Genomic DNA, 17,637 nt, shown 5'->3' on the forward strand with positions numbered 1-17,637 from the left:
ATTCGCGATTCAGAAAACTTTCTAAATAAAATTTTATAAAATTACTAGTTAAAAATACATTAATTTTGTGAAACTATAATCATGAGATTAAAAACACTAAATACAACTACTACTATCATTTCTTCTGGCACAATTAGGGGTGGCTCTTTTATGTCTTTAGTAATTTCGGCTAGCAAGTTACGTTCATGGAAGACATCTATTTCAAAAATCCCCATCTAATTTTATAAGATTCGATTTTTTTTTGCAATTTACAAGTTTATTCGATAATTTTTGCAACTTACAAGTTTAGTTGCGATTTTTTTAATGTACAAATCATTTAATCAAATTAGTTTATATACATGGTTGATTCAATAATAATAGATAAATATAATAATATCTTACCAGAAGAAGTTCATTCTATTTTAGGCAAGTACATTCTTGCAGATGGATTTGATTTTGTTTTAGATTTACATAATAGTAAAGGTTCATATTTAATTGATGCAATTACTGGAAAAAAATATTTAGATTTTTTTACCTTTTTTGCATCAAACCCCTTAGGAATGAATCACTCAGAAATGGACAATGAAGAATTTATAAATAAGATAGGTAAAATTGCTCTAAATAAACCATCTTGTTCAGATATTTATTCTATTGAAATGGCTGAATTTGTAGATACTTTTTTTAAAATTGCTGTTCCAAGTAATTTTAAATATTCTTTTTTTATAGAAGGTGGAGCATTAGCAAATGAGAATGCTTTGAAGATTGCTTTTGATTGGAAAGTTAGAAAGAATTTTTTAAAAGGTTATACTCAAGAAAAAGGTCATAAAGTAATTTCATTCGAGCATGCATTTCATGGTAGAAGTGGATATACACTGAGTTTAACAAATACTGATCCAGTTAAAACTAGGTATTTTCCGAAATTTAATGATTGGATTCGAGTAAGTTCACCCTTTATCAAATTTCCTATAAATGAATTTTCACTCAAAGATTTAATTGAAAGAGAAAACTTCACAATTAATCAAATTGTTAATTCCATAAATGAGTTTCCAGATGAGATTGCTTGTATTATTATTGAGCCAATACAAGCAGAAGGAGGAGATAACCATTTCAGATCTGAATTTTTACAAAAGCTCAAAGATATATCATTGGAAAATGATATATTATTAATTTTTGATGAAGTCCAAACTGGATTAGGAATTACAGGTAATATGTGGGCATGTCAAACTTTTGGAGTAATGCCTGATATAGTTACTTTCGGAAAAAAAATGCAAGTTTGTGGTCTGTTTGCAACAGATAGAATTGATGATATTCCAGATAATGTTTTTCATACTTCAAGTAGAATTAACTCAACTTGGGGTGGAAATTTAGTAGATATGGTTCGAGCAACCAAATATTTACAAATAATTAGTAAATATAATTTAGTTAAAAATTCAAGTATTATAGGTAAAGTGCTACTTGAAGAATTGTCTAAATTACAATTAGAATTCCCTGATATTGTTTCTAATGTTAGAGGAGTTGGCTTAATGTGTGCATTTGATTTCCCTTCAATTGATAAAAGGAATAGATTTAAAAGTTTATGTTATTCAAATGGTTTGATAATTTTAGGATGTGGTGAAAAATCAATTAGATTTAGAACTGCTTTAAATATAACTCTAGAAGACTTACTTTTTGGATTAAAATTAATTAAAAAATCTATAGTTGAACTTCAGAGTTGATGAAAGTAATACTTATTTTATTTTAGTATGCCATTTTACGATATTGTACGTATAATGGCATTACCTAATATTTGAAAAAATGAAATTAACTTTTTATATATTTATTTTCTTAGTTATTTTCAAAGCCTTGATTGCTCAACAATATAGCTTTGTTCAACAATTTCATATTCCAGAAATAAAGCCATATACCAACCCATTAACTGGTGGAGTTGGTCAGCCTTGTATTAGTTTAAAGGATGTTAATAATGATAATTTACCAGATTTGTTTGTGTTGAATTATGATTCAAAATTACAACTCTATATCAACAAAGGTAACTGGAATTTTGAAAATATAAATACTAATCTTTATGACAATTTAAAACCTTCTAGTAGGTTTGTTTTTACAGATTTAGATAATGATGGAGATGATGATTTTGTAACATCAAATTTATATTCTCAAATGTTATTGTATAATAATATTGGGACCCAACAAAATCCAAAATTTTCTACTATCCCAGATACAATAAGGTCTAATGATGGTAATTTTATTTATATAGTTGGTGATATGGTTCCAGGTTTTGCTGATATTGATAATGATTTCGATAATGATTTGTTTCTTGGAAATGTAGATGGATCTGTAACAATGTATGAGAATATAGGTAGCAAAAAGAAATATTCTTTTTCTTTTAAAACAAAAAACTTAGGAAATATTTTTGTTATTTCTGTTAATAATTTAAAAGAAAGTGATACAAATAAATTAGCTAAATATTCAACAACAGAGAAATTACATGGTGGTTGTGCTTTACAGTTTTATGATATTGATAATGATAATGATTTAGATTTATTTTTTGGTGATTTGAATATGAATACTATTCTCATGTTTGAGAATAAAGGAAATCAATTCTTACCTCAATTTCAAAATTCAGATCATGATACAATTTTTAAAAAAAATGGACAGATTATTATCACTGAAGGATATAATTTGATTGTCTTTGCTGATATAGATAATGATGGAGATGTAGACTGCATAGTGTCGCAATTTAGGAGTTCTTTTTTAAATAAAAAATTGCTTGTTTATGAGAATATTGGATCAAAATCCAAGCCTATCTTTGAGTATAAAAAAATTGATTTAACCAATGATTTTGATTTAGGATCTTACTCTTCTCCAGCATTAATTTCTGACGTGAATGGGGAAAGAATTCTAATTGGAAATGGAGAAGGTCATGTAAATAAATTATTAATAAATAAATCCAATACATTTGAACTAATCCAGGATAAAATTTATGACGCACCTGGTGCAATTATGTATTTAGTATCTCCTGCTCAGAATTATATTCCATTTAATAAATCAGAATTAATACTAGGAACCCAAGAAGGTGAGTTAAGATTAGTTAATATAACATCTAATAATAAAATTTTAAGGAAACAATGGCCACTAGATTCAATTAATTTTGGTAGCCCAATTTCACCAACTTTTTGCAATTGTGGGGAAAATTATGAATATGGGATATTAGCTGGACTTGGAAATGGTAGATTTGTATTTTTAAAAAAAGATACATCAAAGCTTGATAATTTTATTGTTTCAAAAGCAGCTCATCCATTTGATACATTAGATATAGGGTATGATGCAACTGTTTGTGCTACTTATAATGGTGTAGATTTTAATAATGATGGAGTTAATGATTTAGCTATTGGTGGTAAATTTAATGAATCAAACAAAATTAAATTTTATTTAAGTTCAGAAAACGGATTTAGAGAAGATTCAATTTTAAAACCATTAAATACTCAACCAAATCCAAAGCCTATGTTTTATAATTTTAAAAATGAAAAAAACCAAATTGAGTTATATTTACTAGTTGGAAATTTACATGGTGGAATTCTTTCTTATAAATTTAGTAAAAATTATTCAAGTGTGTTTAACTCTAAACTTGAATTTAATACTATAAAAACTATGTTTGTTAAAAAGGGTGAAATAATAAATTTTAAGGAGAATTTTAAAGATATAAATTATATTTTTTATAATATTTTAGGTCAACCATTTTCTCCTAAAATCAATTCTGAATTATATGTTTCTAGAATCTTTACAAACGAATTTAATATTGGAGTCTATTATTTAAGAAATGATAAAAACAATGATATTTGCAAAGTGGTAATTTATTAAATTAATTAGTAGAAATTGTAAATGAAAAAATGGATTGGTGGGTTATTAGTTGGTACTTTACTAATTGTTTGTATTTTTTTGTTAACTTTATCATCAGTAAGAAAATCTTTTATTTCAGATGGTGAAACAAAAGATAGAATATTAGATTTAAAAGCTGAAGTAGTAATTAATCGAGATGAAGATGGTATAACTTATATAACTGCAGAAAATGATTTAGATGCAATCTCTGCATTAGGTTATGCTCACGCACAAGATAGACTCTGGCAAATGGAGATAATGAGAAGAGCTGGCGAAGGAAGGTTATCAGAATTGTTTGGATCTAAAACAATTGGGTATGATATATTTTTAAGGACAGTAGGTTTTAAAACTACATCAATAAATATATGGAATGCAATGTCTGAAAAGACAAAGCAAGCATTAAGAGCTTATTGTAAAGGTGTAAATTCATATATCTTATCTCACAAAGGTAAAAGACCTTTTGAGTTCGATGTTTTAAATTATGAATTAGAACCTTGGACCCCTTTACACTCTATATTGATTTCCAGATTATTAGCATGGGAACTAAATACATCATTTTGGAATGATTTAGTTTTAGAACAAATTAAATCCAAAGTTGATTCAGTTAGGTTTAATGATATAATTCCTTACTATCCAAGCTATGCACCAACAATTATACCTGGAGGTCAGTTCCCTGAACCTTTATTAGATTCAATTCGAATTAGAGACTCAGTGTCTAACTTTGTAGTTCCTGATTCAGCTAAGTTATTAAAATTAATGTCTAAAGCAAAAATGGATTCTTTACTTAAAGAAACTTATCCAACAAAAAAATTCAACTCAAAAAATTCTACAAAAGTAAATAATTTTAGTAAAAAGAATAAGAAAAGAGTATCCTTTAATTCTATCAATATAAATGATTTAAATGAGTTGATTTCAATTGACCGAAACTTGAGAAAATTCATCGGTATTGATGGAGCACATATAGGTTCAAATTCTTGGGTCTTAAGTGGTTCTAGAACATCTAGTGGAAAACCAATTCTTGCAAATGATCCACATTTACAACATTCAGCTCCATCAAAATGGTATCAAATAATTATTGCATATAAAGGTGATAGATTAGCTGGGGTTACACTACCAGGTGTACCGTTTGTAATTATTGGTAGAAATAATTATATTGCTTGGGGGATAACAAACATGATGGCAGATGAGACTGATTTTTATATTGAACAAAAAGATTCTTTAATGAAGAATTATGTAATTTACGATGGAAAAAGAGAACCATTAAAAGTTTTAAGTGATACAATAAAGGTTAAGGATACATTAAGTGTTCCATTTGAAATTAGAATATCCAAACATGGTCCAATTATTTCTGAATGTAATCCATTTAGCTCAAAATATCAGATAGATTTCCCCTACTTTAAAAAAAATAAAAATTCCATTCTAAGTAAAAATTTAATATCAATGAAATGGCAAGGAAATAATGTATCTCAAGATATTTCAGCATTTCAATGGATAAATAATGCTAGAAATTTAGATGAGTTTGTTGGAGCTGTTAAGTTAGGTGGTTGCCCAGGATTAAATTTTGTTTATGCAAGTTCATCAGGAACAATTGCTTATGTTCCATCTTACAAAATACCAATTAGATATACTGGAATAAAATCCATATTACCATATCAAGGGAATGATAGTAAATACGATTGGAAAGGTGAATACCCATTTACAGCTATTCCAATGTTAGTTAATCCACCATCTGGTTATATAGCAACTGCTAATAATAAAGTTACTAATGATACAAAATTTCCAGCTATAAGTGATTTGTGGGAAGATCCATCAAGGGCAATTAGATTAGCTCAATTAATGCGAGATGGGAAAAATTTTAATTTAGTTAGAGTTAGACAAATGCAAACTGATATAAACTCACCTCAAATGCTTTATATGAATGATTTCCTTTTAAGAGCATTCCCAGATAGTTTAAAACAAGGATTTGCTGTTAAAGATGCATTGAAATTATTAAGAAATTGGAATGGATCTATGTCTGCTGAATCTCCTGAAGCGGCAATTATTGCTCAATGGTTTCAGAAAATGGTTGAGTTAACATTCAAAGATGAATTGGGAGATACTTTATTTTCACAATATGTTTATATGGCTCAAAGCCCTATCAAAGCGTTAAGAGAAGCTTGTTTAACAAATTCTATATGGTTTGATAATATTCATACAACTGTTAAAGAAACACGGGATGATATTATTAGAAAAGCATTTAGTCAAGCCCTAGATTCATTAAATAGATATTATTCTAATTGGCAAATTACAACTTGGAAATTTGGAGATTTTCATACTTTAATAATGAGGCATACATTTCATGAACAAAAAGCCTTAAATGGTATTGTTGATATTGGGCCTTTTAATTTAGGAGGTTGCAATACAACTTTAGCAAATGCAGAATGGGATTTTAACAATCCATTTCAAGTAAGAGTTGGAGCTACTATGCGACTAGTTGTTGATTTTTCAGATTCAACCACATTTATTCATAATATTGTTTCAACTGGATCAAGCGGACAACCTTTGAGTAATTTTTATAAGAATCAATCTGTTATATGGAGTGCTGGTGGTTTGTTAAATTTAGGTAGTATCCCACCAAGTAATGATAATATAGTTTCTACAATTAGATTATTTCCAATTAAATAATATTTGTATTTTATTTTTGTTATCATAATTCAATACTACTGATTTTTAAATTAAGTTAATTTTTAAAATTTCATTTCCAAAAAATTAGAAACAATATGAATATTAACAAATTATATTTAATTCTAAATTGAAACTTTTTAAATTAAAATGTGTTTTAATATTTATACCAACTTAATATTTAATGACTAAAAATAATATTTTTGATGGATATTCTGATGAGGAATTGATAGATAAATATAAAGCTGGAGATCAAAAAGCATTTGTTGAGTTATATACTAGATTCAAAAGAAGAGTATTCTCATATTGTTTAAAGATGATTGGAAATAGGGAAACAGCAGAAGATTTATTTCAAGAAATTTTTGTTAGAGTTTCTACTAAAAGAGATAGTTTTATATCTGGAAGTTTTTCTGCATGGTTGTTCTCAATTGCAAGGAATCTATGTTTAAATGCTATTAGAGATAGAGTAGAACATTCTTCTATTGATGATATTACAGAAGGTCAAGCAGGAATTGTTCAAGCTCAGGAATACGATCAAACACCGGAATTATTGAAGGAAGCAATTGAAAAACTACCAGATGATTTAAGAGAAGTTTTGGTTTTAAGGGTTTATAATGAATTTAGTTATGAGGAAATTGCTGAAATGACTAAAACTAAATTAGCTACTGTTAAAGTTAGAATTTTTAGAGCAAAACAAAAGTTACACGAATCTTTGTCACCTTATTTTAAAGATTAATTTTATCAAATTATATAAATGGAAATGACCTTAGAAGAATTAATTATTGGGCACTATGAGGAGGTTCTATCAACAGAACAAGAGTATGAGTTAACTACTATAATTAGTAATAATACAGAGGCTAAATCAATGTATGAAGAATATGGCAAAGTGGAAACTTTGATGATGGAGGATGCAGGCTCTACTGATACAGATGAGAAATTAGATAAAGCTGTTTTAGCAGCAGCTTTATCTGCTGGAGCATTAACAGTTATATCTGGTGGTTCTCAAACTGCTTCTTGGATAACAGGAAAAATGGGAATGATTGGCGGAACTATTCTTACTGGCGCAGTAGGTACAGCCTTGTATTTTGGATTTTTTAGTGATAAACCTAAAAATATTGAAAAACATATTGCAGATCCAGTTCCTAAAGTAAAAGTTAATGAAGTTCCTTTAATCAAAACGCCTACAATAGATAATCCAATAATTGATAAACCTATTAAAAAAGCAACAAATGAGTTAACTAATATTAAAAGTAAATCTAGTTTAAATAAAGTAATTTCAAAATCTAAAGTTAGAGAATATAATTACAAAGAACCAACTCATAAATTAAAAAAGAAAAGTGGTTATTCAATTCCAAATCCAAATACAACAATAAAAAAATCTTTTTAAAAAATAGTTAAACCCCCTTATTATTTATATGATAAGGGGGTTTCTTTTATTTTAATTTTATTTAATTACAAATCCATCTAAAACTTCGTTATCATCTTCAATAATTGTAATTAATGTTGGTGGAGCTGAAGAATCTAATGAATTAGCGGCTAACAACATACCTTCAGATAACTCCCCCATCAACTTTGTTGGTTTTAAATTTGCAACAACTATTATTTTTTTTCCAATAAGAAATTCAGGATCATATTTTTTTCCAATTCCAGCTAAAATTTGTTTCTTTAAATCACCAATCTCAATTTGTAATTTTATTAATTTATCAGATTTTTTAACTCTTTCTGCTGATAAAATTTTAGCTACTCTTAAATCCAATTTTTGAAATTCTGTTATGTCAATTTCTGGTTTTAAATCAATTTTTTTTTCAGTTTTTATTGGTTCTGAACCTAATCCTAGTTTAGAAATTTCTTTTACAACCATTTCTTCATCAAATTTTGGGAATAATATTTCAAGAGCTCCTAATTCATGTCCAGATTGAATAGAAATTTCACTTGCATATTTCCAAATATTAAAATCTTTTTCGAGTAGCTTAAGATTAAGCATTTTATATATTTTTTTTGAAGTAAATGGAATAACTGGTTCAAACAGAATTGATAATGATTTTATGAATTGAATGCATATATTTAATGTTACTGAACATACTTTAAAATCAGATTTTAAAGTTTTCCATGGTTCAGAATCATTAAAATATTTATTGGCTGTCCTTGCTAAATTCATAGTTTCAAACAATGCATCTTTAAACCTGAATTGATTATACATACTTCCTATTAATGTTGTTGAATAAGCTAATTCAATCAATGCATTAATATCAATTTCATTAAAATATTTTAAATACTTAGGATATAAAAACTCAGCAATTGCAGTTTTATCTTGCTCAGTTGTTATAGCATGTTGTAAGTCTTGATTTATTATATTTATAAGTTCAGATTCCTTTTCATTTTCAACAAGCTTCGGTACTTTGCCATCAAAATTCTTAAAAGTAAATTGAAGAGTTCTGTTTATAAAATTTCCGAAAATATCTGCAAGTTCATTGTTGTTCCTAGATTTAAACTCATTCCAAGTAAAATCACTATCTTTATTTTCTGGCATATTTGCAGTTATCATATACCTTAATGGATCAGGTGGATATTCCAATAAAAAATCTTTCAAATCAATTCCCCAATTTTTTGATTTAGAAAATTTTTTACCTTCAAGATTTAAAAATTCATTTGCAGGAACATTATTAGGTAAAATATATTTATCATTATTTCCTTCATTACTCGCCATTAAAGTTGCTGGAAAAATAAGAGTATGAAAAACTATATTATCTTTTCCAATAAATGCCACATATCTAGATTCATCAGATTGCCACCATTTTTTCCAATCATTCTCATTTCCTAAATTTTTACAATATACCTTAGTATTAGATATATATCCAAATGGGGCATCAAACCAAACATATAATTTTTTACCTTCATATCCTACAATTGGTACATCTATTCCCCAATCTAAATCTCTAGTCATAGCCCTTTCTCCAAGACCTTGCTTCAACCAACTTCTAGTTTGTTGTAAAACATGCTTTCTCCAATCTTTTGAATGGGATTCAACATAATCTTCAAGCCTTTCTTGAAAATCATTTAGTTTAAAATAAAAATGTTTTGTAGATTTTAGTATAGGTGTTTTTCCAGATAGTTTGCTAATAGGATTGATTAATTCAATTTGATTGTAGGTTGCAGAACAACTATCACATTGATCACCTCTAGCACCTTCTGAATTACAATTTGGACAATTTCCTTCAACATACCTATCTGGTAAAAATTTATTTACAAAATCATCATAAAATTGCTGTTCTTCTTTTTCAACAAAAAAACCTTTTTTGTAAAAATCTAAGAAAAATTCTTGAGCTGTTTTATGATGTTCAGTCCAAGAAGTTCTTCCAAATATATCAAAATCGATACCACATTCCCTTAGTGCTTTTTCATTGGAATAATGATATCTATCAATAATGACATTTGGAGATACTCCTTCTAATTCTGCTGAAATAGTTATTGGAGCACCATGTTCATCACTACCACTTACATGAATTACTTCTTCATTATTTAACCTTAAGTACCTAGTATAAATGTCTGCCGCTAAATAAGCTCCTGCTAAATGACCTAAATGTATATATCCATTTGCATATGGTAATGCACTAGTGATTAAAGTTCTTTTAAATTTATTATTTATCATATTATAAATCTCTTATTCAATACAATTCGGACAAGCTAAAAAAGTTACATATCAAGTTAACTTTTACAACTTGTCCTTATTTTTTTATAAATTAAATCTACTTATTTTCATCAAAAGCCGAAATTCCATTATTAAAAACTTCAACTATAAGATCTTCAACTTTAACTTTTAAAACCCTTCTGTTTTGAGTTAATAAAACTGTCATTCTAACTCCATCACGATCTAAAGTTTCATTAGCTTCGGGGATATGTCCAAACCATTTTGTTGTTAATCCTGCAACTGTTGTATAGTCTTCTCCTTCTGGTAATTCAATTCCCTCTAACATTTCATTTACATCACTAATTGATAAACTAGCATTTATAATGAAAATTCTATCATCAATTTTTTCAACTCCTGAAACTTCATCATCATATTCATCTTGAATTTCACCAACTAATTCTTCAAGTATATCTTCCATTGTTATCAAGCCTGCAGTTCCTCCAAATTCGTCAATTACAACTGCAAAGTGATTTTTAGTTTTCTGAAATTCTCTCATTAAGTCTTTAATCGGTTTTGTTTCTGGAACGCAATATGCTGGTCTTAACAAATCTTGAATTATAATCAGATTTCTATGTTCCATTAAAGCAATTAAATCTTTAGAATAAACAATTCCCACAATGTCATCTAAAGAATCTTTATACACAGGCATTCTAGTATATCCATTCTCAATCATTTGCCTTATTAAAGTTTCTACAGGAGTTTCAATATCTAAGGATACTATATTTGTTCTTGGAACCATAATATCTTTTGTACTTTTTTCTCCAAATTCAAAAACATTTTCGATTAACTCATGTTCTTCTTGTTCAATTGTTCCTTCTTCTTTTCCTTGTTCAAGTAACAATCTTAACTCATCACCTGAATGTGCATGTTCAAAATCATTAATACCTTTAATTCCAAAAAGTCTTAATACAGCGGATGAAACTTTATTTAATAACCAAACAATTGGTTTAAAAAACAGATGACACAAGTATAAAGGGTAAGCAAATGCAATTGCAACATTTTCTGAAAATTGAACTGCAATTGATTTAGGGACAAGTTCTCCAAAAATTAAGTGAATAAAAGTAACAATTGAAAATGCAATGGGTGTGGCAATAGTGTGCAATAATACCTCAGAAATATTAATACCTATAGAATAAACTAAACTCGAAATTAACTTAGCTACCAATGGTTCACTAACCCAGCCTAAAACCAATGATGTAACAGTTATACCAATTTGAGCAACAGATAAATAATCTTGAAGTTCACGTATTATTTTTAAAGCAAGTATTGCTGGTTTGCTCTTTTTTTGTTGTGCTCTAATTTCTAATTGGGATGGTCTTACTTTTACAAAAGCAAACTCAGCAGCAACAAAGAATGCACTAATAAGTATCATTGAACCAGTTAGAATAAAACTACTAAATGTATCGTCCATTAAAAATTAAAAAATTAAACTCAAAAAGTCGGTTTTTACCGACATAAAGAACATAAAATTGATTATACTATTCATAAAACAAATTAAATTATATAAGGTCTAATGAAACATCTAAAGCAAGTGCTGAATGAGTTATAGCTCCAACTGAAATAAATTGAACTCCTGTTTCTGCAATATCTTTAATTGTATTTAAATTGACTCCACCAGAAGCTTCAGTCTCCTTTTTGCCATCAACAATTTGAACTGCTACATTTAAGGTATTTAAATCAAAATTATCAAACATAATTCTTTGAATATGATTACAATCTAATGCCTCCTTTACCTCTTCTATATTTTTTGTTTCAACTTCAATTGGAATTTGAAGTTTGTATTTATTTAAATATTCTACACATCTAAATACAGCATTACTTATTGATTTGTTTGCAGCAATATGGTTGTCTTTTATCATAACCATATCGTATAAACCAAAACGATGATTAGTACCACCACCACATTTAACTGCATATTTATCTAAATATCTATAACCAGGTATTGTTTTTCTTGTATCTAAAATAGTTGCTTTTGTGTGAGCAATTTTTTCAACATATAAATTTGTTAAAGTTGCAACTCCACTCATTCTTTGAAAAAAATTTAATATAGTTCTTTCTACTGTTAAAATTGATCTGGTGTTCCCTTTTAATTCTGCAATAATTGTTTTACTTACAACAAAATCTCCATCATTAATATACCATTTAATAGAAATATTTTCATCAAATTTTTGCAAAATTTTATCTACAATTTCTTTACCACAAACAATTCCGTTTTGTTTTACTAATAAAATTGCAGTACTTTTAGAGTTTTCATCTATACAAGATAAACCCGTAATATCACCAGTTTGTATGTCTTCATTTAATGATGTTTTTATTAGAAAATTTAAATCAAAGTCTTTATAACTATTGGAATTCATTTTAGTTAAATTTAGAAAAACATAAATATTGAATTAAATTAGATAGAAATTTTATCGATTAATCAATATGACTATTTAATTTGTAATTACTTGTTAATTGTTCTCCATTATACCTTGAATTTATTGGACCGTTCTCAAGATTTAAAACACCTCTAGGGCAGACAGCTGAACAGATACCACATCCAACACAAGAAGATCGTATTATATTTTCACCTCTTTGAGCATATGATCTAACATCTATTCCCATTTCACAATAAGTTGAACAATTACCGCAAGATATACATTGTCCTCCATTAGTAGTTATTCTAAATCTTGAAAAATACTTCTGAATTATTCCTAATATCGCTGCTTGAGGACAACCAAATCTACACCAAACTCTAGAACCCATAATGGGATAAAACCCAACACCAATAACTCCACTAAACAACGACCCAATGAAAAATCCATACCATTTACTTGATAAATCTGATGCATCTTCAAGCAAAGAACCTTTAGTTGCAGAATTTATCCATACTATTGTAGTAGTAATTATAATTATTAACAAAATTGTATGAATCATCCATCGTTCTATTTTCCAAGCTTTAACAGATTTATCAGATAATTGTCTAAATGGATCACCTAAAGTTTCAGCTAAGCCACCACAACCACATACCCAAGAACAATACCATCTTTTACCAAAAAAATATGTTAAAATTGGTACTCCAATAAATGACATTGCCATTGACCACCTAACCATAAATACTCCTAATCCACCACTTTCAGAAATACTTTTAATATCGTTTGGAAAAAAATATTGATATTTTAATGGCCAAAAATATGTAAAGTAAAACTCCTTTTGGTTAAACAATTCTAATAAATGAGGAATTAAGAATGCAAAAAATAATTGAAAAAACATTACTGATAAAGTCCGCCTGATTTGATAAGGACTATGCTTGTATTTAAGAATCATTCTAATTCCCATTATTAATACTGCTAATGAATAGCATACGCCATATAAGAACCATTGATCGGACGGTTTATTTCGAATTAAAAAACTTAACCAATCTAATGTCATATTTAAACTAGAAAGTTTATCACCAAACCAATAAAGTATTATATAAAATGTAGTTAAAAAAATCCCTAAAATCCAACTAAAAGCTCCTTTAGCAGTTGCTGAATTGAACATAACACCATTATTTTTAATTCCAGGAATTTTATTTTTAAATTCTTGAAAAATGAATAACATACCTCCAATTATCAAACCACCATACCCAATTACAAAACAAGTAACTGGATAAACACTTCCTAACCCAAATAGAGCTGAAAAAATAAATGCACTTCCAATACCTATCAGAATTAATGCAACTTTCTGAATTTTTGTTGAATTAAAAGTAGGATCTCCTGTTAATTGAAAACTGACATCATGATTCATGTATAAAAAAATAGTTTATGTTTATAAAATCAACTTTATAAAATAACAATTTTTTTTGTTATTTCTTCAGTCCCATTATTAGGCTTAACTTTTAAAATATAATTCCCTTTAATTAATGATGATAAATTAATTTCAATAGTTTTATCATCTTCAATTAAAGTTTGAGAGAAAACTTTATTTCCAACTAAATCAAACACTTCTAAGTTTCCTCCTTTGGAATCATTTAAAAAATACTCAATATTAAATTTATCTGAACTAGGATTTGGAAATACATACAAAAATTTATTTTTTTCAACTGGAAAATCCTTAACATCTAATGAAACATTTGTAGTGAATTGATAAAAAAACTTTGTTCCAAAATCAGCCTGAAAATTTTTAATTGTTTTATTATCTTTACTTAAAATGCGAACATATCCAGCACCATCATTAGTATTTGCCCACCAAGATAATCCATCTTTATTTAAAGGGAAATTGCTAGGTGGAGGACCATCATCATAAAATTCAAAATTATAGCACTTACCACTTGGCAAATCTATTGTATCACGATATGTTGTAACATTTTCTAAATTATTCTTTTCAAACAATATTTCTCCAGATACAGCATCTCTTATATAATAATAATTCTCAGTTGCAGCATTATTTGTTTTTAAAAGAATTATTATTTTTCCAGGCAATACTGGAGTTTCATCAAAAGTACTGGTCATAACATTATCTTTTAAATATTCATCAACAATTGATGAGTCAGGATTTATAGATAAATTTTGATCATTTTTTGGATTATTAACACTTACTAATTCAACCTCAAAAACTCTTATATTGGATGCCCAACTAAATGGTTCTGTTAATTTAACGGTATCTGATTCTCCAAACTTTAAATTACCTTTCCACTTAAAACTTGCTTTTCTAATTCCTTTTAAACCATACTTAACATTTACATAAGTTAAATTTTCATTTCCATTGTTCTTTATAATTATAGTTGGATTACCACAAATTGGATTTTGTCTTAAATATTCATACTCTTTGCTTGGAGCTACAATTGCCTCAATTGAAGCATCAACATTAGAAAGTGGTCTACTATATTCTATTAAAAACAAAGAAAAATCATAATTCCCAGTTGAAGCAGTTGATACGTATTTTTCCATATCAACATCATAGGAATGCTCTGTACCTCCTTTCAAATTCATTACATCAACAACATCAGCAGGAACAGAAGCTCCAGGGCACCAGTTTGCTCTATCATATAACCAAGTTCCAGCTTGAGGGAATAAAGGATTAAACCCACATTCTCTCCAAATGAATCTATCATTTATCTTTTTCTTATCAAATAAAATAGTTCTAAGTTTACCACAAAATTCACCACATCCATCTGGTTTGTCATTTCCATGACCAGTTTGTGTAACTAACAATCTTAATGAATTAGTTTCAGGTTGGAGTTTTATATTTTTTTCAGGTAAGATTGAATCCATTGATTTATTAGGGTCTCCATAAGAAAATCCTGTATAACCAGAATTAGTAATTGATATAGGGGTTCTTATTGGAGTACCTTCTATACAATAAAAAGTTAAATTAATTTTCCAACCTCTATCATCTTTTGCTTCATATCCTGAATGTTGATATATAATTTCAACACTATCATGTAACAACAATGCAAAGTCAGTAAAATCATAATACCAACCATGCTTGAAGGCGTTTCCTTTTTTCCAATAATTTCCATAAGGAGTGATAAATCTTCCAATTTCCCAATTAACATTTTCTCCATTTACTCCACCTTTTTTACCAATGTAAATATGGTTACCATAGTCCCATTCTCCACAATTTAAATTTGGTGGACATTCAAAAGTTAAATAGCCAATAACTCTCCTATAATTTATTCCTTTTTTGGGAAAGTTAACCCATTGAGGATAAGATGTAGAACCCTTCGAAGGATCTGTTTGAATAATTACATCTTTGTGAGATAGTACTTTTATTGTGTCAGTTGATTGCCCTAATAAATGGGAATTTGCAATTGCAAAAAGTACCAAAAAGTAAAATAGAAATTTCATAAATAAATATTAAATTATATATTAACAATATACTCAAAATTTGAGTAAAATAATTAAATGATTTTACACAATTTTATTTTATTAATTTTTGAGTAATAATCTTCAAAAAGTATAATAAAAGAAATTTTAATTTTCATGTTAATTAAAACTTGATATAAAAAATAGATTGTACAAATTTCTATGAATAAAAATAGAAATTTTAAAAAAAGTTAAAACCTCACAAAGTCAATTTAATATGACTTTGTGAGGTTATTAAATAATGTTAGATTTAATGTACTTCTAAATATTTTTCTAATTCCCAATTTGAAACATGAATTCTATATTCATCCCATTCTTTCATTTTTGCTTCATAAAATTTACTAAATGAAAAATCACCAATTGCACCACGAATGACATCATTTTTCTTTAGAGCTTCTAGAGCATCATACAAAGTTGGAGCAACAGAACCAATTTTTCTCTTTTTTAATTCATCTTGTGTCATATGGAACAAATCGTCTTCAACAGGATCAGGAGGAGTCATTTTTTTCTCTATTCCATCCAAACCTGCTGCTAATAATGCTGCAAACGCTAAATATGGATTTGCTGCTGGATCCGGACAACGTATTTCAACTCTAACAGCTTTTTCACGACCAGGAGTATATCTTGGAACTCTTATAAGAACTGAACGATTCTTTTGTCCCCAAGCTACATTTACTGGTGCTTCGTAACCAACAACTAATCTTTTATAAGAATTTACTGTTGGATTAATAATAGCATTCAAGGCTTGAATATGATGTAATTGACCTGCAATAAATTGTTGTGCAAAATTACTTAATGAATAAGTACCTTTCTTATCAAACATCATATTCTTTCCTTCATTAGTAAACAAAGATTGATGAACATGCATTCCTGATCCATTTATACCAGATATGGGTTTTGGCATAAATGTAGCATGTAAGTCATGTTTTTGAGCGATATTTTTAAAAGCCCATTTCAATGTTACTGATGCATCTGCTCCTGCAAGTGCATTACAATATTTAAAGTCAATTTCATGCTGACCAATTGCAACTTCATGATGTAAAGCTTCAACATCAATATTGAATGCTGTTAAAGCTAAAGTCATTTCTTCTCTTATATCCATAGCTTGATCATAAGTTTGGTCAAAATACCCAGCTTGATCATGTGGTAAACCTGTAAATTTACCATCAGCACCTTTTTTTAAGAGAAAGAATTCTAATTCAGGTCCAACATTAAATACATAACCCATTTTTTTAACTCTTTCTAATTGCCTTTTCAAAATCCCTCGAGGATCCCCTTCAAATGGGCTACCATCTGGCATAAATACATCGCAAATAACTCTAGCTCTTGACCCATTGGTAGAATTTAATGTCCATGGGATTACTGCAAATGTTTCTAAATCTAGTTTAAGAAACATATCACTTTCATGAACTCTAGTAAAACCTTCAATTGATGATCCATCAAACCAAACATTACTTTCAATCGCATCTTCTAATTTCCAAACAGGAATTGTTACTGCTTTTAATGTACCTACAATGTCTGTAAATTGTAAATTTACAAATTTTACATTGTGTTGTTTTGCAAGTTTAAGTACTTGTGTTTTGTTCATAAAATAAATTGTTTCTGAAA

Annotated in this window: 11 protein-coding genes; 5 read left to right on the forward strand and 6 right to left on the reverse strand. The window is 28.0% G+C overall.

Features of this window, described 5'->3' with window-relative positions:
• The first annotated feature begins 338 nt into the window (after window positions 1–338).
• The 5 genes from IPP08_06090 to IPP08_06110 all read left to right on the forward strand — a co-directional run bounded on the left by IPP08_06090 (window position 339) and on the right by IPP08_06110 (window position 7,900).
• A complete protein-coding gene (locus IPP08_06090; GenBank protein ID QQS67730.1) occupies window positions 339–1,694 on the forward strand; it encodes an L-lysine 6-transaminase in 1,356 nt (451 codons plus the stop codon).
• Between the two features lie 79 nt (window positions 1,695–1,773).
• Window positions 1,774–3,834: a VCBS repeat-containing protein gene (locus IPP08_06095; protein QQS67731.1), complete on the forward strand. Its 2,061-nt coding sequence runs from the start codon at window positions 1,774–1,776 to the stop codon at window positions 3,832–3,834.
• A 21-nt stretch (window positions 3,835–3,855) separates the two neighbouring features.
• A complete protein-coding gene (locus IPP08_06100; protein QQS67732.1) occupies window positions 3,856–6,516 on the forward strand; it encodes a penicillin acylase family protein in 2,661 nt (886 codons plus the stop codon).
• A 181-nt stretch (window positions 6,517–6,697) separates the two neighbouring features.
• Window positions 6,698–7,249 (forward strand): sigma-70 family RNA polymerase sigma factor, encoded by a 552-nt coding sequence (locus IPP08_06105; protein QQS67733.1) that lies wholly within the window; start codon window positions 6,698–6,700, stop codon window positions 7,247–7,249.
• Window positions 7,250–7,267: 18 nt separating this feature from the next.
• Entirely contained in the window at window positions 7,268–7,900 is a 633-nt protein-coding gene (locus tag IPP08_06110; GenBank protein QQS67734.1) for a hypothetical protein, read from the forward strand.
• A 57-nt stretch (window positions 7,901–7,957) separates the two neighbouring features.
• On the opposite strand, the gene metG is transcribed toward IPP08_06110, so the two are convergent.
• From metG to glnA, 6 genes are all read right to left on the reverse strand, one after another.
• The gene (metG, locus tag IPP08_06115) at window positions 7,958–10,162 is read right to left on the reverse strand and encodes a methionine--tRNA ligase (protein QQS67735.1); all 2,205 of its coding nucleotides are present in this window, start codon (window positions 10,160–10,162) and stop codon (window positions 7,958–7,960) included.
• 97 nt (window positions 10,163–10,259) lie between these two features.
• Window positions 10,260–11,612 carry an HlyC/CorC family transporter gene (locus IPP08_06120; GenBank protein ID QQS67736.1) on the reverse strand — a complete coding sequence of 451 codons (1,353 nt, stop codon included), beginning with the start codon at window positions 11,610–11,612 and terminating at the stop codon, window positions 10,260–10,262.
• 88 nt (window positions 11,613–11,700) lie between these two features.
• Window positions 11,701–12,558, reverse strand: coding sequence for a carboxylating nicotinate-nucleotide diphosphorylase (gene nadC / locus IPP08_06125; GenBank protein QQS67737.1), 858 nt, complete (start codon window positions 12,556–12,558; stop codon window positions 11,701–11,703).
• A 58-nt stretch (window positions 12,559–12,616) separates the two neighbouring features.
• On the reverse strand, window positions 12,617–13,969 hold the full coding sequence (locus IPP08_06130; GenBank protein QQS67738.1) for a 4Fe-4S binding protein: 1,353 nt from the start codon (window positions 13,967–13,969) through the stop codon (window positions 12,617–12,619).
• A 35-nt stretch (window positions 13,970–14,004) separates the two neighbouring features.
• Window positions 14,005–16,011: a T9SS type A sorting domain-containing protein gene (locus IPP08_06135; protein ID QQS67739.1), complete on the reverse strand. Its 2,007-nt coding sequence runs from the start codon at window positions 16,009–16,011 to the stop codon at window positions 14,005–14,007.
• A gap of 268 nt (window positions 16,012–16,279) precedes the next feature.
• On the reverse strand, window positions 16,280–17,617 hold the full coding sequence (gene glnA / locus IPP08_06140; protein QQS67740.1) for a type I glutamate--ammonia ligase: 1,338 nt from the start codon (window positions 17,615–17,617) through the stop codon (window positions 16,280–16,282).
• Window positions 17,618–17,637 lie beyond the last annotated feature (20 nt).

It is taken from the genome of Chlorobiota bacterium (genome assembly GCA_016700335.1).
GTDB lineage: Bacteria > Bacteroidota > Ignavibacteria > OLB7 > OLB7.